Raw genomic sequence first — 19795 nt, 5'->3', positions numbered from 1 at the left:
TCAGGTCGTAGCAGTGCCCGGCAGCACCGGCACCGCGGCAAGCAGGCGCTTGGTGTAGTCGTGCTGCGGATGGTCGTAGACCGCGCCGGCCGGGCCGCTCTCGACGATCCGGCCGCGATACATGATCGCGACGCGGTCGCAGAGATGGCGGACGACCGAGAGGTCATGCGAAATGAAGATCAGCGTCAGGTCGAGTTCCTGCCGCAGGCGGATCAGCAGGTTGATGATCTGCGCCTGGATGGAGACGTCCAGCGAGGCGACCGGCTCGTCGCAGACGACAACGTCGGGCTGCATCGCGAGGGCGCGGGCAATGGCGACGCGCTGGCGCTGGCCGCCCGAGAACTGATGCGGATAGCGGGCCGCGAAATCGGGATCGAGCCCGACCGCCGCCAGCCATTGCCGGACATAGGTCTTCGCCTGTGCGCGCTCGACGAGCCCGTGCGCCAACGGCCCCTCGGCGATGCTGTCGCCCACGGTCATGCGCGGGTTGAGCGAGGCGAAAGGGTCCTGGAAGATGGTCTGGACGCGGGTCGTGACCTTATGCGGGTTGTCGCCCGCGCTCATCACGGCTGAGCCGTCGATGCGGACGAGACCCTGATCCGGTGCATAGATGCCGGCGGCGACCCGCCCGAGCGTCGACTTGCCCGAGCCGGATTCGCCGACGAGGCCGAGCGCCTCGCCGCGCTTCAGCACCAGCGTGACATCGTCGACCGCCTGCACCACGGTCGGCGCTTTCGACAGGCCCGCCTTCTGGGCCAGCTTGCGGAACAGGCCGGGCGTCTGGGTGAAGCGTTTGGCGACATGCTCGATGCGGACATAGTGCACGGCGTCGGCGACGGCTGGCGGCACCTGCCTGGCGAGGCGCGGCGGCGGCGCGACGTCGGAGCCGGCACCGCCAGCCAGCAATTTTCCGGGCTCGGAACGCGAGGGCAGGGCGTCGAGCAGGGACTGCGTATAGGGGTGCTGCGGATGGGTCAGCACCGCGAGCGTCGGCCCGGCCTCGACGATCCTGCCGTGGCGCATGACGCAGACATGGTCGGCGAGCGAAGCGACGACGGCTAGGTCATGGCTGATCCAGATCAGCGCCGTGCCGAGCTCGGCGACCAGCTCCTTCATCTCGGCGAGAATCTCAGCCTGCACGGAGACGTCGAGCGCCGTGGTCGGCTCGTCGCAGATGATCAGCTTCGGCCGGTGCAGCAGGGCGATCGCGATGGCGACGCGCTGGCGCATGCCGCCGGAAAACTGGTGCGGGTAGAAATCGACCTTGGCTTCCGCGTCGGGAATGCGGACCTGCGCCAGCGCGGCAACGGCGCGGCGGCGCGCCTCGGCGCCCGACACCGTCTCATGCGCCTCCAGGGCGAGCCTGATCTGCGTACCGATGGTCAGCATCGGGTTCAGCGTCATCATCGGGTCCTGGAAGACCATCGATATCTGCTTGCCGCGGATTTTTCGCAGATCCGACGGCGCCAGCCCGACGAGCTCGCGCCCCTCCAGCTTCACCGAGGAGCCTGCCTCGACGCGGCCCGGCTGGTCGATCAGGCCGATGATCGAGAAGCCGGTGATGCTCTTGCCCGAGCCGGACTCGCCGACGAGCCCCATCACCTCGCCGCGCTTCAGCGCGAAGGAGACGCCGTCGACCGCCTTCACCACACCGGCGCGGGTATGGAAATGGGTTGTGAGATCGGTCACTTCGAGGAGAGGCGCGTCGCTCATCGCTTCAGCCTCGGATTGACCTGGTCGCGGATGCGATCGCCGACGAGGTTGATCGCGACGATCAGCACGATCAGCGCGATGCCGGGATAGATCGAGATCCAGTAGCGGCCGGACAGCATGTACTGGAAGCCGTTGGCGATGAGCATGCCGAGCGAGGGCTCGGTGACCGGCAGGCCGACGCCGAGGAAGGACAGCGTCGCCTCCAGCGCGATCGCATTGGCGACCTGCACGGTCGCGACCACGATCAGCGGCGGCAGGCAGTTCGGGAAGATATGGCGCAGGACGACGCGCCAGCCCGGCAGAGGCGTCGAGAGCACCGCCTCGACATAGTCCTTGCCGCGCTCGGCCGAGGCTGCGCCATGAGCGGTGCGGGCGAAATAGGCGTATTGCGCAGCGGCGAGCGCGGCGATGAGCTGCATCTTGCCCTGACCGAGCGAGGCCGAGAGCACGAGCGCCAGCAGGATCGCCGGGAAGGCGAGCTGCAGGTCGATGACGCGCATGATGAAGGCCTCGCGGCGCCCGCCGGCATAGGCTGCGCCGATACCGAGCGAGACACCGAGTACGAAGGCGAAGGCGCCGGCGACAAGCCCCATCTGCAGGGAGATGCGCAGGCCGTAGAGGATGGCCGACAGCAGGTCGCGCCCCTGCGCATCGGTGCCGAGCCAATGGGTGTAGCCGCCTTCGCCGACGAAACCGGGCGGGCGGCGCGCATCGGAGAGCGAGAGATTGGCGAGGTCGTAAGGGTCCTGCGGCGCGACCAGCGGCGCAAGCAAGGCGATGCCGATCATCAGGACGACGACGGCGAGCGCGATGACAGCGGTTCGGCTTTCGCGGAACTCGGCCCAGAAGCGGGCGGCGGGGGACGCGTCCTTCATCGCGCGCCTCCCTTCCGCAACCGCGGATCGAGCCCGACATAGGCGAGATCGACGAGGAAGTTGATGGTGATGAAAACGAAGGCGACGAGCATGAGATAGGCGACCATCACCGGCCGGTCGAGCGACTGGATGGAGTCGATGATCAGCTTGCCGATGCCGGGCCAGGAAAAGATCGTCTCGGTGACCACGGCGAAAGCCAGCGTCGAGCCGAATTCGAGACCGAAGACGGTGACGAGCGGGATCGCGATCAGGCGCAGCACATGGCGACGCAGCACGGTCCATTCGGAGAGGCCTGCGGCACGGGCGAATTTCACGGTGTCGGAGAGCATGGTCTCGCGCGTGCCGGCACGCGCGAGCCGCGTCATCAAAGCGAGCTTGAAGAAAGCCAGATTCAGCGCCGGCAGCAGCAGATGGCTCAAGCCGTTCAGAGTGAGGAAGCTCCACTCGACGCCGAAGAGCGAGACCGTCTCGCCGCGCCCGCCCGCCGGAAGCCATTGCAGTTCGACGGCGAAGGCCATGATCAGCACGAGGCCGATCCAGAAGGTGGGCACGGAGAAGCCGAGGATCGAGACCGTCATGATCAGCTTGGAGGCGAAACTGTCCGGCCTGTAGCCGGCATAGATTCCAGCGGGAATGCCGATCAGCGCCGCGCCGCAGACCGCGGCCAGCGTCAATTCCAGCGTCGCCGGCAGCCGCGACAGGATCAGGTCCATCACCGGCATGCCGAAGACGAAGGAGCGGCCGAAATCGCCATGCAGCACGCGGCCGAGGAAGGTCAGGTACTGCTCCCAGAGCGGCCGGTCGAGCCCGTAATGGGCGATGGTCTGGAGGCGCAATTCCTGGCTGACATCGGGCCCGATCAGCACGTCGATCGGGTTGCCGATGGCGTAGACGCCGACGAAGACCAGCACCGACATGACGAGCATGACGACGAGCGCCTGCGCGAGCCGGCTGGCGACGTGGCCTAGCATCGGTGAAGCTTTCGGCGCGGCCCGCCCTGTCGAGCCCTCATCCTGAGGAGCCGCGCAGCGGCGTCTCGAAGGATGCTCCAGAAAGCGCCATCATCGCGAACTGAACCATCCTTCGAGACGCGCCTGCGGCGCTCCTCAGGATGAGGGCTGAGAAGAAACCGCATCACGGCCAGTTCTCGACCATCGCGGCCCGCGTCTCCTCGACGCCGACCTGCCAAAGCCCAAGCATCTCCTCGTCCGGCCGCTGGTAGAGGCCGTGGAAATTGCCGTCGCCGAGGATCTCGCGACGCTTCGCCGGGCTCGCCGCCTGATATTCGGCCGCATTGAAGGGCGGCTTCGACGTCTCGGGCATGGCAACGCCGGCGAGCCGCGTCCAGGGGAAATTCTCCATCCAGGAGGCGTGCGAGGCGGCCGGGTCGACGGCCTTCACCGCCGCCTGGAATTGCGGCGCCGCCCACCAGTTATGCAGGCGGACGCTCGCATCAGGGTGCTTGTCCAGCCATTCGGTCGCGAAGTTCAGGGCCGGCGAATTGCCGCCATGACCGTTGACGAGGACGATGCGGCGGAAGCCGGAGCGGTAGAAGCCGTCGAAGATGTCGCCCAGCAGCGCCGCATAGGTGCTCAGGCGCAGCGAGATGCTGCCGGGGAAATTCAGGAAGCCCGGCGTCAGGCCATAGGCGAGCACCGGAAAGACCGGAATGCCCAGCGGTTCGGCCGCCTCCTGCGCCACGCGCTCGGACAGGATCACATCGGTCGCGAGGCTCAAATAGGCGTGCTGTTCGACGCTGCCGAGCGGCAGCACGCAGCGGTCGTCCCGCTTGGCCTGGGCCTCGATCTGCATCCAGTTCAAATCGGCGACACGCACGGCGCGATCCTTGCTTCGCTCTGACAAGCGGTAGACAATCCCGGCAGGCGGCACGGGCTGCCCGCCACAGCCATCCTTGACTCCGGCGTCCGGGAGCGTCAAGTTCCATTTGGAACTAAATCCGCCGAGAGATTTCCTGATGCGGCGCGCGCCGACCTCTCCTTCCCGCGTCGACCCGGAGCGCGAAGCCGCGCTGGCCGATCTCGATCCGCTGACCGTGACCAAGCTCTGGGACAATCCCTGCTGGCTCTCGTTCCGGCTGAACTTCATTGCGTTCCGCTTCAACGACCCGGTCTATCGCTGGATCGAAACCCGCTACGGCCTCGTGCGCCCCGAATTCGTCGCGCTCTATGCGGTCGGGCTCAAGGAGGGCGTCGCCGCCAAGAACATCGTCGCCTCCTCCGGCCTGCCGAAGAACACGCTCTCGCGCGCCGTGCAGAAGCTGCTGCAGCGGCGCCTGCTCAAGCGCGAGACCGATCCGGCCGACCTGCGCAGCTACGTGCTCCATCTCACGCCGGCCGGCCGCAACATCTTCGACGAGACCATGGGGCCGATGATCCAGCACCAGGCGACGATGCTCGCCGGCCTCAGCGGAGACGAGCAGCGGCAGCTCTGCGTGCTGATGGACAAGCTCGTCATCGCCTCGCCCACCTGGCCTCAGGAACTCCAGCCAGAACCACACAAAACAACAGGGGATCTCGCATGAAACTCGCACAAGGCTTCCGCCTCGCCGCCTTCGCCGCCCTGCTCGGCGCCGCCGTCTCGACCGGCGCGCTCGCCCAGACCCTGACCATCGGCGTCCGCGCCGGCCCGGAATCGATCGACCCGCATTACACCGCGACCGGCACCCATGCCGAAGCGCTGAAGCAGGTCTTCGACACGCTGATCTGGTCCGGCGACAAGCTGCAGCTCGAGCCGCGGCTGGCGACGAGCTGGAAGGCGGTCTCGCCCGATGTCTGGGAGTTCAAGCTGCGCCCCGGCGTCAAGTTCCATGACGGCTCGGACTTCACGGCAGAGGACGTCAAATTCTCGATCGAGCGCATCCCGGTCGTCGCCGGCCCGAATCCGACGACGATCTATGTCCGCCGCGTCAAGGAGGTGAAGATCGTCGATCCGCTGACCGTCAGGGTCACCACCGACGGGCCGGCGCCGAACCTGCCGAACGACTTCATCCGGCTCTTCATCGTCTCGCACAAGGCGGCGGCCGGCCTGACCAAGGACAATGCCAACGAGGCCTTCAATTCCGGCAAGGCCGCGATCGGCACGGGCCCCTACAAGTTCGTCTCCTGGACGCCGAAGGACCAGCTCCTCCTCGAGCGCTTCGACGGCTTCTGGGGCGAGAAGGAGCCCTGGGCCAAGGTCGTGCGCAAGGAGCTGCCCAACGACGCCGCCCGCGTCGCGCAGCTCAAGGCCGGGCAGGTCGACATCATCGTGCGCGCACCGGCCTCGGACGTGCCGACGCTGAAGCGCGACCCGAAGCTTTCCGTCGCCACGGTCGAGACCGTCTACCTCTTCAACATGGAGCTCGACCTGCGCGACAAGCCTCCGCAGATCACCGCCAAGGACGGCTCCGCCCTGCCGAAGAACCCGCTGCAGGATGTCCGGGTGCGCGAGGCGATCGATCTCGCCATCAACCGGCCGGCGCTTGCTGAAATCGCCATGGAAGGGCTTGGCGCCGCCGCGAACCAGCTGGTCACTCCCACGATCGCCGGCTTCAACAAGGACCTGCCCGCGATCAAGGCGGATACCGCCAAGGCGAAGAAGCTGATGACGGATGCGGGATATCCCGACGGGTTCAAGGTCACCTTCTCCTTCACCAGCGACCGCCTGCCCGGCGACCGGCAGGTCGGCACCTCGATCGCCCAGATGCTCGCCCGCATCGGCATCGAGGCGGTGGCGAACGCCCAGCCGGCGGCCGTCTTCTTCCCGGCGCGCGCCCGTTCCGAATACTCGATGGCGATGTCGGGCTGGGGCACGCTGACCGGCGAGGCCAACTACACCCTCTCCTCGCTGGTCCACTCCAACGAGCCCGCCAAGAAGCTCGGCGCCTTCAACCTGCTCGGCTACAAGAACGCCGAGGTCGACAAGCTGATCGAGGACGCCTCGGTCGAGATGGACGAGGCGAAGCGCAACAAGATGCTCTCCGACGTCGCGGCGATCGTCGCCAAGGACCGGCCGCGCATCGCCGTCACCTCGATCGGCTCGGCCTGGGCGATGCAGAAGGACAAGGTGACGATCTCGCCGCGCGTCGACGAGGACACCCTCGCGATGGACATCAAGCCCGTTAAGAAGTAACGCGGCCGCCTTCCACGCCACGGCCGCTCGTCCGGCCGTGGCGGATCACGCTTTCAAGACCCGACAGGATACCGATATGACCCTCGCGCTTGCCATCCACGGCGGCTGCGGCACGCTGCCGAAGGCCGAGATGACGGAGGGCGAATGGGCCCAGGCCCGGTCCGACCTCGCCGGCGCGCTCCGCGCCGGCTGGGCGATCCTGAGCAAGGGCGGCGCGGCGGTCGACGCCGTGGAGGCGGCCGTGCGGGTGATGGAGGATTCCCCGCATTTCAACGCCGGCCATGGCGCGGCCTTCAACAGCGAGGGCGAGCACGAGCTCGACGCCTCGATCATGGACGGGGCGACGCTCGCCGCCGGCGCGATCTGCGGGGCCAGGCGCATCCGCAATCCGATCAGCGCCGCCAAGGCGCTGATGCTGCGCGGCGACCCGCTGATGCTCGCCGGCCCCGCCGCCGACGATTTCGCCGAGCATGACGGCGTCGACACCGTCGAGAACGAGCATTTCTCGACCGAGCGGCGGCGCAAGAACCTCGCCTCGATGAAGCTGCGCGAGATCGTCGGCACCGCCGCCGAGGCGAGCGAGGCCGAGAAGCACGGCACGGTCGGCGCCGTCGCCTGCGACGCGCAGGGCCATCTTGCCGCCGCGACCTCGACCGGCGGCTATACCAACAAGCCGGTCGGCCGCGTCGGCGATTCCCCGATCATCGGCGCCGGCACCTATGCCCGCGACGGGCGCTGTGCCGTCTCCGGCACCGGCAAGGGCGAGTATTTCATCCGCTATTGCGTCGGCCACGAGATCGCGTCGCTGATCGCCTATAAGGGCCTCTCGCTGGAGGCGGCGACGGATGCCGTCCTGGCCGAACTCTCCGAGCACAAGATCGGCGCCGGGCTGGTCGCGGTCGGTGCCGACGGCACGGTCGTCGCGCCCTACAACACCGAGGGCATGTATCGTGGCTGGGTGACGGCGGACGGCCTCGTCCATGTCGCCACGCATGACCATGTCGAACTGGCGGGGCAGGCGTGAGCGAACCCATCCTGATCTGGGGCGCCGGCGCCATCGGCGGCACGCTCGGCGCCTATTGGGCGCGGGCCGGCGTGCCGGTCCTGCTGGTCGACATCGTGCCCGAGCATGTCGAGGCGTGCAGGACCAAGGGGCTCGCCATTTCCGGGCCGGTCGAGGCCTTTACGCAAGTTGTCCCGGCTGCGACGCCAGCCGAGTTGACCGGCCGCTACAGCCGTATCGTGCTCGCCGTGAAGGCCGGCGCGACGGAAGCCGCGCTCGCCGCGTTGAAGCCGCATCTGACCGAGGACGGCTTCGTGCTCTCCGCCCAGAACGGCCTGAACGAACTCGCCATCGCCAAGGCGGTCGGCGAACAGCGCACCATGGGCTGCTTCGTCAATTTCGGTGCCGACTGGCTCGGGCCGGGCGAAATCCTCTACGGCAATCGCGGTGCGACGGTTGTCGGCGAGCTTGACGGGTCGATGAGCGAGCGCGCGACCGAGATGCACCGGCTGATGAGGCTGTTCGAGCCGGACGCGATCCTGACCGGCAACATCTTTGGCTATCTCTGGGGCAAGCTCGCCTATGGCGCGATGCTGTTCGCCACCGCCCTGACCGACGATTCCATGTCGGCGAACTTTTCGGACCCGGAACGGCTGCCGGTCTGGCTGGCTCTCGGGCGCGAGGTCGGCGCAGTCGCGGCCAGGCGCGGCGTGACCTCGCTCGGCTTCGGCGAGTTCGATCCGATGGTGTTCGCGCCGGGACGACCGGAAGGCCCCCAGGTCGAAACGATCCGCTGGCTCGCGCATTACACTTCGCAAACCGCCAAGACCCATTCCGGCATCTGGCGCGATCTCGCCGTGCGCAAGCGCAAGACCGAAGTCGATCCGCAGATCGGCGTCATCGCCACGCTCGGCCGCGAGGTCGGCATCGCGACGCCCGCGATCGAGACGCTGGTCTCGCTGATCCACGACATCGAGGACGGCCGCCGTCCGATGGCCTTCGAGACGCTGAAAGTGCTGGTCGACCAATGCAGATCCGCTTCGACAACCGCGTAGCCCTCGTCACCGGCGCAGCCCAGGGCATCGGGCGCGCGATCGCCGTCGCGCTGGCCGAGGCCGGGGCGCGGGTCCACCTCGCCGATATCGATGCGGCGGGGGTGCAGGCCACCGCGAAGGAGATCAGCGCGACCGGGCACGCGGCCGATCTCGGCTCGCCCGATGCGGCGCAGGCGCTGGTGCGCGCGATCGTGGCGGCCGATGGCAAGCTCGATCTTCTCGTCCATGCTGCCGGCGGCGTGCGCGGGCAGGTCGGCGGGGCGATCGAGGCGGTTTCCGAGGAAGACTGGCGCGTGATCTTCGCTGCCAATGTCGATGCGGCCTTCTTCCTGGCGCAGGCGGCAGCGCCCGTGATGAAGCAGGCCGGCTATGGGCGGATCGTGACGATCTCGTCGGGCGCGGGCTTGAGGCCAAGCCTCACCGGCATCCAGGCCTATGCCAGCGCCAAGCACGCGCTGGTCGGCCTGACGAAGCAGCTCGCCTGGGAGTTCGGGCCGTATGGCATCACGGTGAATTCGGTGGCGCCGGGCTTCGTGCGCTCCAACCCCGCGACCGAGCGGCAATGGCAGAGCTACGGGCCAGAGGGGCAGAAAAAGCTGGTCGAGAGCATCCATACCCGCCGGCTCGGCACGCCCCAGGATATCGCCAACGCCACGCTGTTCTTCCTGAGCGAGCAGGCCGGCTGGATTTCCGGGCAGGTGCTCTCGGTGGATGGCGGGCGGTCGTAGGGGAGGCGCCATTCGCGGAACGCCGCACCGACGACGAGAAAAGCGCGTCATCCCGTGCGCGCTGCAACATGCCAAAGCTGCTGCGCAGACACGGGGGACCGCCCTTGGAAAAGGGCGTCTTTTCTGCGCGCGCTCCAGAGAGGCGCCTTTTCCTGCACGCGATCCCGTGTCTGCGCAGCGGCACTGCGCGCCGCAGCGCGCACGGGAAGACAGCGGTGGTACGGCCGCCCGGTCGGCACTGGTCGAAGGACCTACACCTCACCCCTGCCCCTCTCGCTCTGATCTCGGCTGTTGCCGAGAGCCTCGAAAGCCGTCAGCCGCAGTTCATCTTGTCGGCCGGCATCTCGGCGCCGATCATCCAGCTCGTGCCGAAACGGTCGGTCAGCATGCCGAAGCGCGGCGACCAGAAGGTCTCGGCCATCGGCATCATGATCTTGGCGGCGCCTTCGGAGAGTCCGGCGAAGATGCGGTCTGCCTCTTCCGGCGTCGCAACGCCGACGCTGACCGAGACCGAGCGCATCGGCCCGTCCGAACGATCCGGCGGCGCGTCGGAAGCCATCAGCATCTGGCCCTCGATCTCGAGGCAGGCATGCAGGATCTTGTCCTGCCAATCGGGCGGAGTGTGCTCCTCGGCCGGCGTGCCCTTGTGGTCCATCATGGCGAGCATCCTGCCGCCCAGCACCTTCTCGTAATGGGTAAAGGCCTCGCGGCAATTGCCGTCGAACATCAGATAGGTCGAGAGTTTCATCGCGTGTCCTCCTGGATGCGGTGGAAAGCGTTCAGCGCTTGCGGTGGTATTGGGCGGCCATGAACTCGGCCCACTGGCCGTCGGGCCCAAGCACGCGCGAGGTCAGGGTGCGGTGGTCCGGCGACAGGAAGGTGATGACGTCCTGATACTTCGCCATCGAGCCGTCGCCCGCCATGCTGGGCCCCTCGGTGTCGAGGACCAGCGACTTGCCGTCTTCGGAAATGACACCGTCATAGGTCCACATCATCGTCATCATCGAGGCGACGAAGCTGCCGACGAAGCGGCCCTTGGCCGGATCGAAGCCGAGCGTCATCAGGCTGGTGACCGGCGTGCCCTCAGGCCCTTCACCCTGCCCCTCGCCCAGCGTCCAGAGCCCGCCGAGCGAGCGCACGCTCTCCGTGCCCTTCGAGGCTGACGGCGGTTGATCCGGTCCCATCGAGCAGTTCATCTCGGCGGTCCAGTCACCGACCAGCTGGTGGAGCCACTCATGCTCCTTCTGCGGTTCGCCCATCATGGTTTCTCTCCTCTCGTGTTGTTGTTTTCGGGGATCGGGGTTGATGCGCCGCCTCAGGCGGCGCGCTCGGCCGCAGCCTTCATGGCCTTGAGTCCGGTCTCGAAATCGCCGCCGACCATGCGGTCCATGTCCATGAAGACATGCATGATCTTGCCGATGAACGGGGTCGGGCCGGTCATGATCCAGGTCACGTTCGTCTGCTGGCCCTGCGGCGTCAGCGCGAAGACGACGTCGTTATGCGCCTCGAAGGGCTTGAGGAAATCGAGCTTGAGCGCGAGCTTGCCCGGCACTTGGGCCTCGGTGATGCGCATGCTGCCCTCGCCGACATTCTTGTCGCCGGCCCAGGCATAGGTCGCGCCGACGCCGGTCTCGGGGCCGCCGAAGGTGCGCTTCATCGCCGGGTCTTTCTTCTCCCAGGGCGACCAGGCGTTCCAGGCCCGGAAATCGGCGATCAGCGGATAGATGCGCTCCGGCGCGGCATTGATCGCGATGGAGCGGGTGACCTGGAAGGTATCGGGCTTGCGGGCGGCCAGGATGAGCACGACGACGATACCGGTCGCGACGAGGCCGAGCAGGCTGAGAAGAATAGTCTTGAGCATGACGAACACCTGAAACGGAGCTGAGAGGAATGGCTTTGGCGTCAAACGCCCGGCTTATCGGGTGGTTTCGCCTTGATCGCGCGGAGCATATCGTCCAGCCGCCCCAGGCTCTGGTCCCAGAAACGGCTGTAATGCTCCAGCCATTGCGAGACGTCCTGCAGCGGGCCGGGGTCGAGCCGGCAAGGTCGCCACTGGGCTTCCTTCCCCCGCGTGATCAGCCCGGCGCGCTCCAGCACCTTCAGGTGCTTGGAGACCGCCGGCAGGCTCATCGCGAAGGGCTCTGCCAGCTCCTTCACCGAACTCTCGCCTTGCGACAGCCGGGCCAGGATGGCGCGGCGCGTCGGGTCGGCGAGGGCTGTGAAGGTCAGGCTGAGCGGGTCCGTCGACATCATATGAAACCGATCAGTTAATTAACTGATCGGTTTACTAATCACATTCCTCCTGCCTGTCAACCGAGCTGGGCCGCAAGCTGGCGCGGGCCACCGCCGGTTGTTGTCAGGAGCGCGGACACGCGGCTAGAACCAACAGCAAACGAGGAGGGTTCATGAGCTTCGAGACCGCAGCGACACCGGAAGCCGCCGTGGACCGGCTCGAACGGCTCTATGACGAGGCACGCTCGGCCCTGCGCGGCGATCTGCAGCGCTTCTTCGATACCGGCGAGGCGCCGACGGCGGATGACCGGGAGCGCTATCGCTACCCGATGCTGCGCGTGACCTACGAGCCGTCGAAGCTGCCGGCGGCGACGCGGCGTGGCTACGCCAAATTCGCGGTGCCCGGCATCTATTCGACCACGGTGACGCAGCCGGCCGAATTCCGCGCCTATCTGCTCGACCAGCTCAAGCCGCTGGTCGCCGAGTATGGCGCCACGATCGAGACCGGCGTCAGCACCCAGGAAATCCCCTACCCCTATGCGCTCGAAGGCGGCGACGAACTGGGGCGCGGCAAGATCACCGCCGCGGAACTGGCGCGCTATTTCCCGACGCCGCTTTTGGCGCTGGTCGGCGATGAGATCGCCGATGGCAGCTATGAATTGATCGAGGGCGAGCCGCGCCCGCTCTCGCTGTTCGACGCGGTGCGGGTCGACTACTCGCTGCGGCGGCTGGTGCATTACACCGGCACCGACTGGCGGGCGGTGCAGCCCTGGGTGCTATTGACCAACTACCACCGCTATGTCGACCAGTTCGTCCGGCTCGGCCTCGCCGAGATCGAAGCCGGCACGGCCGAGGCGCTGATCGCGCCGGGCGGCATCCGCATCGACCGCGACGGCATCGACGTCTCGGCCGCCGAGCGGGTGATGTCGGCGCCCTGGCACCGTTTCCAGATGCCGGCCTATCACCTGATCCGGACCGGCGGCGAGGGCGTGACGCTGGTCAATATCGGCGTCGGCCCTTCCAACGCAAAGAACATCACCGACCATCTCGCGGTGCTCAGGCCGAATTGCTGGCTGATGGTCGGCCATTGCGGCGGGCTCCGCCAGACCCAGATCATCGGCGATTATGTGCTGGCCCATGCCTATCTCCGGCAGGACCGCATCCTCGACGACCTCGTGCCGCCGGACATCCCGATCCCGGCGCTCGCGGAGGTGCAGGTCGCGCTCCAGCAGGCGGCGGCCGACATCACCGGCGAAAAGGGCGACCGGCTGAAGCAGCGCCTGCGCACCGGCACCGTCGTGACCCAGGACGACCGCAACTGGGAATTGCAATGGACCAAGGAGCGGCGGCGCATCAACCTGTCGCGCGCCATCGCGGTCGACATGGAATCCGGCACGATCGCGGCCCAAGGGTATCGGCTGCGCGTGCCCTACGGCACCTTGCTCTGCGTCTCCGACAAGCCGCTCCACGGCGAGATCAAGCTGCCCGGCGCCGCCAACGCCTTCTACGAGCGCGCCGTCGGCGAGCATCTGCGCATCGGGCTCGATGCGCTGGAGAAGCTCAAGGAAGCGGGCGCCACGATCCATTCGCGCAAGCTCAGGAGCTTCGACGAGCCGCCGTTTAGGTAAGCGCTGCTCAGCCGAACAGACCGTAGGCCAAGAGCCCCGCAATCACCCAGAGCGCGAGATTGCCCCAGCGGTTGCGCCGGGCTTCGGCCCGGCCGATCGCCTCGACGCTGCGCTCGTCGAGCGAGAAGCCGTGGCGCGAGGCATCCTCGAGCTGGCCGAGCACGCGCTCGGCGCGGATGACCGTGTCGGGCAGGCTCGCGAGCGAGCCGAGCAGGGAGCGGGCGCCGCGCCCGGCCTCTTCCAGACGGCCGAGCGGACCGAGATTATGGGTGATCCAGGACCGCACCACCGGATCGGCCGTGCCCCACATGTCGAGATGGGGATCGAGCGTGCGCGCCACGCCCTCGACCACCACCATGGTCTTCTGCAGCATGACGAGCTCGGTGCGCGTCGCCATGTCGAACATGCCGGTGATCTCGAAGAGCAGGGTCAGGACCTTGGCCATCGAGATCTGGTCGGCGCTCTTGTCATGAATCGGCTCGCCGACGGCCCGGATCGCCTGGGCGAAATCCGCGACGTCGTGATGGGCCGGGACATAGCCCGCCTCGAAATGCACCTGCGCCACGCGCGTATAGTCGCGGGTGATGAAGCCGAGCAGGATTTCCGCGAGGAAGCGCCGCTCCTTCAGGCCGAGCCGGCCCATGATGCCGCCATCGACCGCGACGAGGCGCCCCTCCGCATCGACGAAGAGGTTTCCGGGATGCATGTCGGCATGGAAGAAGCCGTCGCGGATCGCATGCTTCAGGAAGGACTGGATGATGTTGCGGGCGAGCTCCGGCAGATCGTGGCCGGCGGCGCGCAAGCCCTCGACATCGGAGAGGCGGACGCCGTCGATCCATTCGTCGACCAGCATCTCCCGCGCCGTGAGCTGCCAGTCCGGCTCCGGCACGCGGAAATCGGTGTCGCCCTTGGTATTCTCGGCGAATTCGGAGAGGGCGGCAGCTTCCAGCCGCAGATCCATCTCCATCGCGACCGAGCGCGCCAGGGTCTCGACCACGCCGCTGAAGCGCAGCCGCCGCGCCTCCGCCGAGCGTGCTTCCGCCGTTTCGGCGCCGAAACGCATCGCGGCGAGATCGCGGTTGAAGCGATCGCGGATGCCGGGCCTCAGAATCTTGACCGCGACCTCGCGGCCGTCCTTCAGGCGGGCGCGATGAACCTGAGCGATCGAGGCTGCGGCGACCGGCTCGCTGAATTCGACGAAGAGGTCTTCGAGCTTTCCGCCATGCGCGGCTTCGACGATGGCGCGCGCTTCCGCCATCGGGAAGGCCGGCATCCGGTCCTGCAAGGCCGAGAGATCCTGTGCGATCCTCATGCCGACGACATCGGGCCGCGTCGCCAGGAACTGGCCGAACTTCACATAGGACGGGCCGAGCCGGGTCATCGCCGCCGCGAGCCTTGTCGCGGAGGAGCCGGCGCCGCGGCGCTCGATCAGGCGGCCGACGCGGATCAGCCCGCGCGCCAGCGGCGGCAGCACGGAGGGGTCGACCAGCGCCAGCGCACCCTCGCGCGCCAGCACGAAGCCGACGCGCGCGCCGCGCAGCAGGTGGAAGAAGGAGGAGATCATGCCGCCTGAGCCAGCATCACAGCTTCCAGCCGGAATGCAGCGCTACGACGCCGCCGGTCATCGGCGTGAACTTCGCGCGGCGGAAGCCGGCATCCTCGATCATGTTGGCGAAAGCCTGCGGCTTCGGAAATTTGCGGATCGATTCGACGAGATACTGATAGGGCTCGGCCTCGCCGGTGACCATGCGGCCCATCGGCGGGATGACCTTGAAGGAATAAGTCTCGTAGATCTTGTCGAGCAGGGGCACGTCGACATGGCTGAATTCGAGGCAGAGGAAGCGCCCGCCGCGCTTCAGCACGCGATAGGCCTCGGCCAGCGCCTTGTCGATGCGCGGCACGTTCCGAATGCCGAAGGCGATGGTGTAGCAGTCGAAATGGTTGTCCGGCAGGCCGAGCTCTTCGGCATTGCCCTGGACGAAGCGGATGCGATCATTGTCCGGGAAGCGCTTGTCGGCGCGCTCGCGCCCGACGCGCAGCATGTCGGCGTTGATGTCGAGCACGGTGACATCGGTCTCGGGGCCGCCGGCCTCCAGCACCGAGAAGGCGACATCGCCCGTGCCGCCGGCCACGTCGAGATGATGGAAGGGGCGATCCTTCGCAGGATTGATCGCGGTCAGCAGCGCGCTCTTCCAGGCCCGGTGCAAACCGCCCGACATCAGATCGTTCATCAGGTCATAGCGGTTGGCGACCTTGTGGAAGACGTCGTCGACCTTGGCCTGCTTCTCGGCGAGCTTCACCGTCTCGAAGCCGAAATGGGTGGTGTCCCCGGGTCCGGTATTCTGGGCTGCTGTCACGTTTCTGGCCGCTCTTGTGTTTGGCTGAAGCGATGAATAGCCAAAGGTTGCGGGCTTGTCGCGGCCCGTCTCGACGCAGGCTTTACGAAGGTCGTTGATATGCCGGAGCTACCCGAGGTCGAAACCGTCCGGCGCGGGCTGGAGCCCGCCATGCTGGGCGAGCGCTTCCACCGCGTCGAGCTGCGCCGGCCGGATCTGCGCTTCCCCCTGCCCGAGCGCTTCGCCGAGCGGCTGACCGGGCGGCGGATCGACGCCCTGTCGCGGCGGGCGAAATATCTGATCGCCGATCTCGACGACGGCGCGGCGCTCGTGATGCATCTGGGCATGAGCGGGCGCTTCATCGTCGAGGCGCCCGGAACGCCGCCGACCGAGCCCGGCTCCTATTATAATGAGATCGGCCGGCACCTGATCCACGACCATGTCGTGTTCGAAATGGGGACGGGCGCGCGCGTCACCTATAACGACGTGCGCCGCTTCGGCTTCATGGACATTCTGCCGCGCAACGAGCTCGAGACCTGCAGACACTTCGCCGGGATGGGCATCGAGCCGCTCGGCAACGAACTATCCGGCGAGACGCTGGCAAAACTCTTCGCGGGCAAGTTCGCGCCCCTGAAGGCCGCGCTGCTCGACCAGCGGCTCGTGGCGGGCTTAGGCAATATCTATGTCTGCGAAGCCTTGTTCCGGGCCGGCCTCCATCCGGAGGCAGAAGCGGGAACGATCGCGACCCCGACGGGGCGACCGCGCGAGAAGGCCCATGAGCTCGCCCGCATCATCCGCGAGGTGCTGGAGGAGGCGGTCGCGGCCGGCGGCTCGACGCTGCGCGACTTCGCCCATGCCGACGGCTCGCTCGGCTATTTCCAGCACCGCTTCAAGGTCTATGATCGCGAGGGTGAGGTTTGCGTCACGCCGGGTTGCGGAAAGCTGGTGAAGCGGCTGGTGCAGTCGGGACGCTCGACGTTTTATTGCGAGAGCTGCCAGAAGCGGGCCGTTCGCTAGCGGTCCGATCTCCGCTTAGGGTCGGGAGCGGACATCCGGCCGAGAGTTCGATACGAAGGCAGGATGGCGAGAAAACTACCTCGTATCGCGCTAATCGGCATGCTGGGTATTGACCCCGCCATGTCGGGATATGTTGCGGCACAGGATCAACTGAACGGCCGGAAAATGGGACCGGTCTTTCGCAAGAAAGATCGAAGCGGCCTATTGGTTTGTTACAAGGTAGTGCGGCGCATTGGTGGCTCGCCAATCGAGCAACAAACCTGCGAAGAAGCGTGCCTCAGAGAGCTCGATAAGCGTCAGTTTGTTTTTGCGAATTGCACGATCATCTAACTATTTTTGTTTCATTCGTGAGAAATTGCTGTCAGCTTTGGGGCAGAAGCGGACTAGCGAACCGTAAACTATATTGTCAGCTATGGGTCGGAAGCGGAAATCGATCGCAGCGCCTACCCCTTCTCCGAGGACCTCATCTCCGAGGCACCCCTAAGCTCACGATATCAACTTGTCGTAACCGACGAACGTGAACATGCGTTCGCCCAGCACGAGAGGGGAGGGTTTTCCCCGAAACTGGTGGACCCCGACGGCCAACTCTGTCTCGGGGGCAGATAGCCAATGTTGTTCGAAGTCTAGCCCTTCGAACCGTCGACAAATCATGGGCACCCGATCTGGCTTTCGGCGGTGGCGGGTCCAGATAACGCGTCCACCGGTTGCGCACAGTTGCGGACAGCGGTCGATCGTGCGCTCGATATCACCATCATGGATGTTGCCGAACACGCCGCAGATCAGCACGAGATGCGCTGGCGTCATGCCGCGATAATGATCGCTGATCGAAGCGTCAGCGGTCATGACCTCGATCTGATGAAGCCCGCTGGAGAAGGCGAGCCGCTCGGCAAACTCGGTATTTCGACGGTCCAGCTCGACAAGGCGGGCCTGAACGTCATTCCGGCGCGGATGACCCTGCAGGACCTCGAGCAAATCCCGGCCTTGGCCTGCGCATAGGCTGATTACGCGGATCGGACCCGGATCGCAGCTGTTGAGAGCAAGGTCGATTTGCGCTTGAACAGTCCGCAGTCGCTCGGCCATCCGTGAGTGGGGAGTGTCGTATTTGCCGTGCCAAGTTTGCCAATCCACAACGGCCTCGGATCAAAACGTCGCCTCACACAGAGTAGCCTCTGCTACGATGCCTGCAACGGGTCGGCAGCCGCCATTGGCGTCCGCCCGGCAATGCACCAGCCAACGCCGGCGTCGACGCGGCGTTGGCTAATGGCCGCCTCCGGCAAGACCGATTCCGGCGATCAGTGCGCCCCACACCTTCAAGCGCAAGCCGACAGCCTTGACCACGCCCGTGGCCGCGATCAGGTGCCCCGTGAATCCGCCGAGATCATTGGTGTAGGTCTGAACGATACAGCCGGTACCGTCGACCATGATCTTCTCTTGGTCCTTATGCTCAAGCTCCAGATAGACCAGAAGCGATCCGCGCGTGACTCGCTGGCTGAGATCGATCAGTTGCCCTCCCGGCACGATCTGGCCGGTCGCTATCGCCGGCTGAATGTGGCGGACCCGTGCAGGGAGGACCGTGTTGCTGAAGCTCAGGCCGATATTGGTGTCGCAGGAAATTTCCGCTGGCATCCCTTCGTAGAGGGCTGAACGCGCGACCTGGGGAAAGCCCGCCGTGATTCTCAGCGGAAGATCGTTCGGGCGGTCGGGAATGATCACCATCGCGGGGCTCAATATCAGCGTGGACGCGGGGCTTCCCGTGCTCATGGCCAATTGGGTCACGACGCCATCGGTGAACGAGCGCACCTCGGTCATCCCCAACGCAACCTTGGCGCTTTCCAGAGCGGCCTCGGCGGCTTTTCGCTGCGCCGGGATGGTTTGGGAAATCTCGGCCTGGGCCAGGCTTTGTTGTGCCTGCGCCGACGCCAGATTGGCCTCGCCGATCGCGAAGGAAGACTCCGCCAGGCGCACGGCTTCCCTTGTGCCGGAGTTCCTGGCGACCAGAGCCTGCGCGTTTTCGAGGTCGCCTTTCAGCTTGTCCAGCGAAGCGCTCGACACGGCCACGCTCGCCTCCGCGACCTTCAGAGTGTCAGAGGCTTTGGCCGCGGCGGCCGTGATCTTGTCGAATTCGGCCTCCGCCTGCTTCAGCGCCGCCTTCTGGGTGTTGTTCTCGATCCGGAAAAGCAGATCGCCGACAGAGACCCTCTGCATGTTCCTGACGGCGACCTCCGTGACCGGGCCGCTCGTCTGCGCGACGATCGATACGGTGCGGTAAGGCAGGAGACCGGAATAGGACTTCGGATGGAAATAGAAGATCGTGACGAACAGTAAGAATGCGAGGAAGGCCCACAGGAACACCGCCGTGCGCATGTTCCAAACGGTCATGGCTTCGCCACGACGCTTCAACTGGTAGTAGCGGAAGATCGCCGGAAAGGAGGTCAGAAGGAGCTCGATCATTTCTGCCCCCCTTCGGCCGGGGCAGGGCCGGCAACGACCGCAACCTCCGGAGATCCCGCTCCGACGGCCACCGGCGAGACGACGGCGTGCCCTTCGCCCGCGCCTTCACCTTCGTGAATTCGCGGAACGTGGAAGCGCGACCAGTCCGCCATCAGGGCGATAAGGATTGCGCTCAGCGGAAGGAAAACGTGGAAATGCTCGAGCGGAAAGACTTCGTAGAGCAGGGCGATTGCCAACAATGTCGGGATTGTCTTTGCAAGCGGGGTGCCCTTCGAGCTGTGTTCGGCCCAACGGTCGAACGCAGCATAGAGTGTCACGATCCCGTACAGCGCGAGGCAGATGAGCGCCAAAGCCACCCACGCCAACATGTCGGTCTCGCCTGGAGCGGTGAACCAGGATGGGCTTGAGTGCCCGAGACTGGCTTCTGTCGCCATAAAACAACCCCTTAGCAAGCAATACGCGGCAGCCTATCAGGCGTTCGTATACGAACTGCGAATTGTAAGCGCGTTAGGACATGTCGGGAATGGGCCGATACCGTTGAAAAAGTCGGCCTGCGAGCGAGGCGATCACGAGCTGTGATTTACCTGCGGGGGCGTTTGCCCTTCACGCGGCCCTCATCTGCGGTC

At 66.2% G+C, this 19795-nt stretch carries 21 protein-coding genes; 8 read left to right on the top strand and 13 right to left on the bottom strand.

All coding sequences use genetic code 11. The features are described from left to right. The 4 genes from ASE61_RS25030 to ASE61_RS25015 all read right to left on the bottom strand — a co-directional run bounded on the left by ASE61_RS25030 (position 1) and on the right by ASE61_RS25015 (position 4424). Positions 1-1713 carry a dipeptide ABC transporter ATP-binding protein gene (locus ASE61_RS25030; RefSeq protein WP_061971630.1) on the bottom strand — a complete coding sequence of 571 codons (1713 nt, stop codon included), beginning with the start codon at positions 1711-1713 and terminating at the stop codon, positions 1-3. Further along, on the bottom strand, positions 1710-2588 hold the full coding sequence (locus tag ASE61_RS25025) for an ABC transporter permease (protein ID WP_061971628.1): 879 nt from the start codon (positions 2586-2588) through the stop codon (positions 1710-1712). Before ASE61_RS25025 ends, ASE61_RS25030 begins: the two co-directional genes overlap by 4 nt. Beyond that, positions 2585-3559 carry an ABC transporter permease gene (locus ASE61_RS25020; RefSeq protein WP_061971626.1) on the bottom strand — a complete coding sequence of 325 codons (975 nt, stop codon included), beginning with the start codon at positions 3557-3559 and terminating at the stop codon, positions 2585-2587. The genes ASE61_RS25025 and ASE61_RS25020 overlap by 4 nt, the downstream gene beginning before the upstream one ends. A gap of 163 nt (positions 3560-3722) precedes the next feature. Beyond that, positions 3723-4424 carry a creatininase family protein gene (locus tag ASE61_RS25015; protein ID WP_061971625.1) on the bottom strand — a complete coding sequence of 234 codons (702 nt, stop codon included), beginning with the start codon at positions 4422-4424 and terminating at the stop codon, positions 3723-3725. A gap of 139 nt (positions 4425-4563) precedes the next feature. On the opposite strand from ASE61_RS25015, the gene ASE61_RS25010 reads away from it, so the two are divergent. From ASE61_RS25010 to ASE61_RS24990, 5 genes are all read left to right on the top strand, one after another. Beyond that, positions 4564-5130: a MarR family winged helix-turn-helix transcriptional regulator gene (locus ASE61_RS25010; protein ID WP_061971623.1), complete on the top strand. Its 567-nt coding sequence runs from the start codon at positions 4564-4566 to the stop codon at positions 5128-5130. Next, entirely contained in the window at positions 5127-6719 is a 1593-nt protein-coding gene (locus ASE61_RS25005; RefSeq protein WP_061971622.1) for an ABC transporter substrate-binding protein, read from the top strand. The genes ASE61_RS25010 and ASE61_RS25005 overlap by 4 nt, the downstream gene beginning before the upstream one ends. Before the next feature lie 76 nt (positions 6720-6795). Beyond that, complete coding sequence (locus ASE61_RS25000; protein ID WP_061971620.1) at positions 6796-7743, top strand: isoaspartyl peptidase/L-asparaginase family protein; 948 nt, start codon at positions 6796-6798, stop codon at positions 7741-7743. Next, positions 7740-8777 (top strand): ketopantoate reductase family protein, encoded by a 1038-nt coding sequence (locus ASE61_RS24995; RefSeq protein ID WP_061971618.1) that lies wholly within the window; start codon positions 7740-7742, stop codon positions 8775-8777. Before ASE61_RS25000 ends, ASE61_RS24995 begins: the two co-directional genes overlap by 4 nt. Beyond that, positions 8750-9505 (top strand): SDR family NAD(P)-dependent oxidoreductase, encoded by a 756-nt coding sequence (locus ASE61_RS24990; RefSeq protein WP_061971617.1) that lies wholly within the window; start codon positions 8750-8752, stop codon positions 9503-9505. The genes ASE61_RS24995 and ASE61_RS24990 overlap by 28 nt, the downstream gene beginning before the upstream one ends. Before the next feature lie 313 nt (positions 9506-9818). Here the strand turns inward: ASE61_RS24990 and ASE61_RS24985 are convergent, their stop codons facing one another. The 4 genes from ASE61_RS24985 to ASE61_RS24970 are packed head-to-tail and all read right to left on the bottom strand — an operon-like array spanning position 9819 to position 11755. Further along, entirely contained in the window at positions 9819-10253 is a 435-nt protein-coding gene (locus ASE61_RS24985; protein WP_061971615.1) for a VOC family protein, read from the bottom strand. 31 nt (positions 10254-10284) lie between these two features. Then, entirely contained in the window at positions 10285-10767 is a 483-nt protein-coding gene (locus tag ASE61_RS24980; RefSeq protein ID WP_061971613.1) for a DUF1579 domain-containing protein, read from the bottom strand. A gap of 53 nt (positions 10768-10820) precedes the next feature. Next, positions 10821-11366 (bottom strand): SRPBCC family protein, encoded by a 546-nt coding sequence (locus ASE61_RS24975; protein WP_061971865.1) that lies wholly within the window; start codon positions 11364-11366, stop codon positions 10821-10823. A 41-nt stretch (positions 11367-11407) separates the two neighbouring features. After that, positions 11408-11755: an ArsR/SmtB family transcription factor gene (locus ASE61_RS24970; RefSeq protein WP_061971863.1), complete on the bottom strand. Its 348-nt coding sequence runs from the start codon at positions 11753-11755 to the stop codon at positions 11408-11410. A gap of 155 nt (positions 11756-11910) precedes the next feature. Here ASE61_RS24970 and ASE61_RS24965 point away from each other — a divergent pair, with 155 nt between their 5' ends. After that, positions 11911-13365, top strand: a complete 1455-nt coding sequence (locus tag ASE61_RS24965) for an AMP nucleosidase (RefSeq protein ID WP_061971612.1) — start codon at positions 11911-11913, stop codon at positions 13363-13365. Between the two features lie 7 nt (positions 13366-13372). Here the strand turns inward: ASE61_RS24965 and ubiB are convergent, their stop codons facing one another. Both ubiB and ubiE read right to left on the bottom strand, forming a co-directional pair. Next, on the bottom strand, positions 13373-14929 hold the full coding sequence (gene ubiB / locus ASE61_RS24960; RefSeq protein WP_061971610.1) for a 2-polyprenylphenol 6-hydroxylase: 1557 nt from the start codon (positions 14927-14929) through the stop codon (positions 13373-13375). Positions 14930-14945: 16 nt separating this feature from the next. Then, positions 14946-15722 (bottom strand): bifunctional demethylmenaquinone methyltransferase/2-methoxy-6-polyprenyl-1,4-benzoquinol methylase UbiE, encoded by a 777-nt coding sequence (gene ubiE, locus ASE61_RS24955; RefSeq protein WP_061971608.1) that lies wholly within the window; start codon positions 15720-15722, stop codon positions 14946-14948. A gap of 99 nt (positions 15723-15821) precedes the next feature. Between ubiE and mutM the strand changes: the two genes are divergently transcribed. Beyond that, positions 15822-16718, top strand: a complete 897-nt coding sequence (mutM, locus tag ASE61_RS24950; RefSeq protein ID WP_061971607.1) for a bifunctional DNA-formamidopyrimidine glycosylase/DNA-(apurinic or apyrimidinic site) lyase — start codon at positions 15822-15824, stop codon at positions 16716-16718. A gap of 63 nt (positions 16719-16781) precedes the next feature. Beyond that, entirely contained in the window at positions 16782-17048 is a 267-nt protein-coding gene (locus tag ASE61_RS26725; protein WP_156407228.1) for a hypothetical protein, read from the top strand. 156 nt (positions 17049-17204) lie between these two features. Here the strand turns inward: ASE61_RS26725 and ASE61_RS24945 are convergent, their stop codons facing one another. The 3 genes from ASE61_RS24945 to ASE61_RS24935 form a co-directional block, all read right to left on the bottom strand. Further along, positions 17205-17798, bottom strand: a complete 594-nt coding sequence (locus tag ASE61_RS24945; RefSeq protein ID WP_082617740.1) for a class I SAM-dependent methyltransferase — start codon at positions 17796-17798, stop codon at positions 17205-17207. Positions 17799-17975: 177 nt separating this feature from the next. Next, positions 17976-19169, bottom strand: a complete 1194-nt coding sequence (locus ASE61_RS24940) for an HlyD family secretion protein (RefSeq protein ID WP_061971603.1) — start codon at positions 19167-19169, stop codon at positions 17976-17978. Beyond that, positions 19166-19603 (bottom strand): hypothetical protein, encoded by a 438-nt coding sequence (locus ASE61_RS24935; protein WP_185745155.1) that lies wholly within the window; start codon positions 19601-19603, stop codon positions 19166-19168. The genes ASE61_RS24940 and ASE61_RS24935 overlap by 4 nt, the downstream gene beginning before the upstream one ends. Positions 19604-19795 lie beyond the last annotated feature (192 nt).

The organism is Allobosea sp. Root670 (assembly GCF_001429415.1).
Lineage (GTDB): Bacteria > Pseudomonadota > Alphaproteobacteria > Rhizobiales > Beijerinckiaceae > Allobosea > Allobosea robiniae.
The sequence above is the reverse complement of the archived record's forward strand: the minus strand, read 5'-3'. Positions and strand labels throughout refer to the sequence as shown.

Bases quoted from the DNA above. Each gene is read 5' to 3' on its own strand.
- ASE61_RS24935 (WP_185745155.1), bottom strand. From the start codon at position 19,603: ATGGCGACAGAAGCCAGTCTCGGGCACTCAAGCCCATCCTGGTTCACC.
- ASE61_RS25025 (WP_061971628.1), bottom strand. From the start codon at position 2,588: ATGAAGGACGCGTCCCCCGCCGCCCGCTTCTGGGCCGAGTTCCGCGAA.
- ASE61_RS24970 (WP_061971863.1), bottom strand. From the start codon at position 11,755: ATGTCGACGGACCCGCTCAGCCTGACCTTCACAGCCCTCGCCGACCCG.
- ASE61_RS24940 (WP_061971603.1), bottom strand. From the start codon at position 19,169: ATGATCGAGCTCCTTCTGACCTCCTTTCCGGCGATCTTCCGCTACTAC.
- ASE61_RS24945 (WP_082617740.1), bottom strand. From the start codon at position 17,798: ATGGCCGAGCGACTGCGGACTGTTCAAGCGCAAATCGACCTTGCTCTC.
- ASE61_RS25010 (WP_061971623.1), top strand. From the start codon at position 4,564: ATGCGGCGCGCGCCGACCTCTCCTTCCCGCGTCGACCCGGAGCGCGAA.
- ASE61_RS24975 (WP_061971865.1), bottom strand. From the start codon at position 11,366: ATGCTCAAGACTATTCTTCTCAGCCTGCTCGGCCTCGTCGCGACCGGT.
- ASE61_RS24965 (WP_061971612.1), top strand. From the start codon at position 11,911: ATGAGCTTCGAGACCGCAGCGACACCGGAAGCCGCCGTGGACCGGCTC.
- mutM (WP_061971607.1), top strand. From the start codon at position 15,822: ATGCCGGAGCTACCCGAGGTCGAAACCGTCCGGCGCGGGCTGGAGCCC.
- ASE61_RS24990 (WP_061971617.1), top strand. From the start codon at position 8,750: ATGCAGATCCGCTTCGACAACCGCGTAGCCCTCGTCACCGGCGCAGCC.
- ubiB (WP_061971610.1), bottom strand. From the start codon at position 14,929: ATGATCTCCTCCTTCTTCCACCTGCTGCGCGGCGCGCGCGTCGGCTTC.
- ASE61_RS26725 (WP_156407228.1), top strand. From the start codon at position 16,782: ATGGCGAGAAAACTACCTCGTATCGCGCTAATCGGCATGCTGGGTATT.
- ASE61_RS25020 (WP_061971626.1), bottom strand. From the start codon at position 3,559: ATGCTAGGCCACGTCGCCAGCCGGCTCGCGCAGGCGCTCGTCGTCATG.
- ASE61_RS24980 (WP_061971613.1), bottom strand. From the start codon at position 10,767: ATGATGGGCGAACCGCAGAAGGAGCATGAGTGGCTCCACCAGCTGGTC.
- ASE61_RS25000 (WP_061971620.1), top strand. From the start codon at position 6,796: ATGACCCTCGCGCTTGCCATCCACGGCGGCTGCGGCACGCTGCCGAAG.
- ASE61_RS25030 (WP_061971630.1), bottom strand. From the start codon at position 1,713: ATGAGCGACGCGCCTCTCCTCGAAGTGACCGATCTCACAACCCATTTC.
- ASE61_RS24985 (WP_061971615.1), bottom strand. From the start codon at position 10,253: ATGAAACTCTCGACCTATCTGATGTTCGACGGCAATTGCCGCGAGGCC.
- ASE61_RS25005 (WP_061971622.1), top strand. From the start codon at position 5,127: ATGAAACTCGCACAAGGCTTCCGCCTCGCCGCCTTCGCCGCCCTGCTC.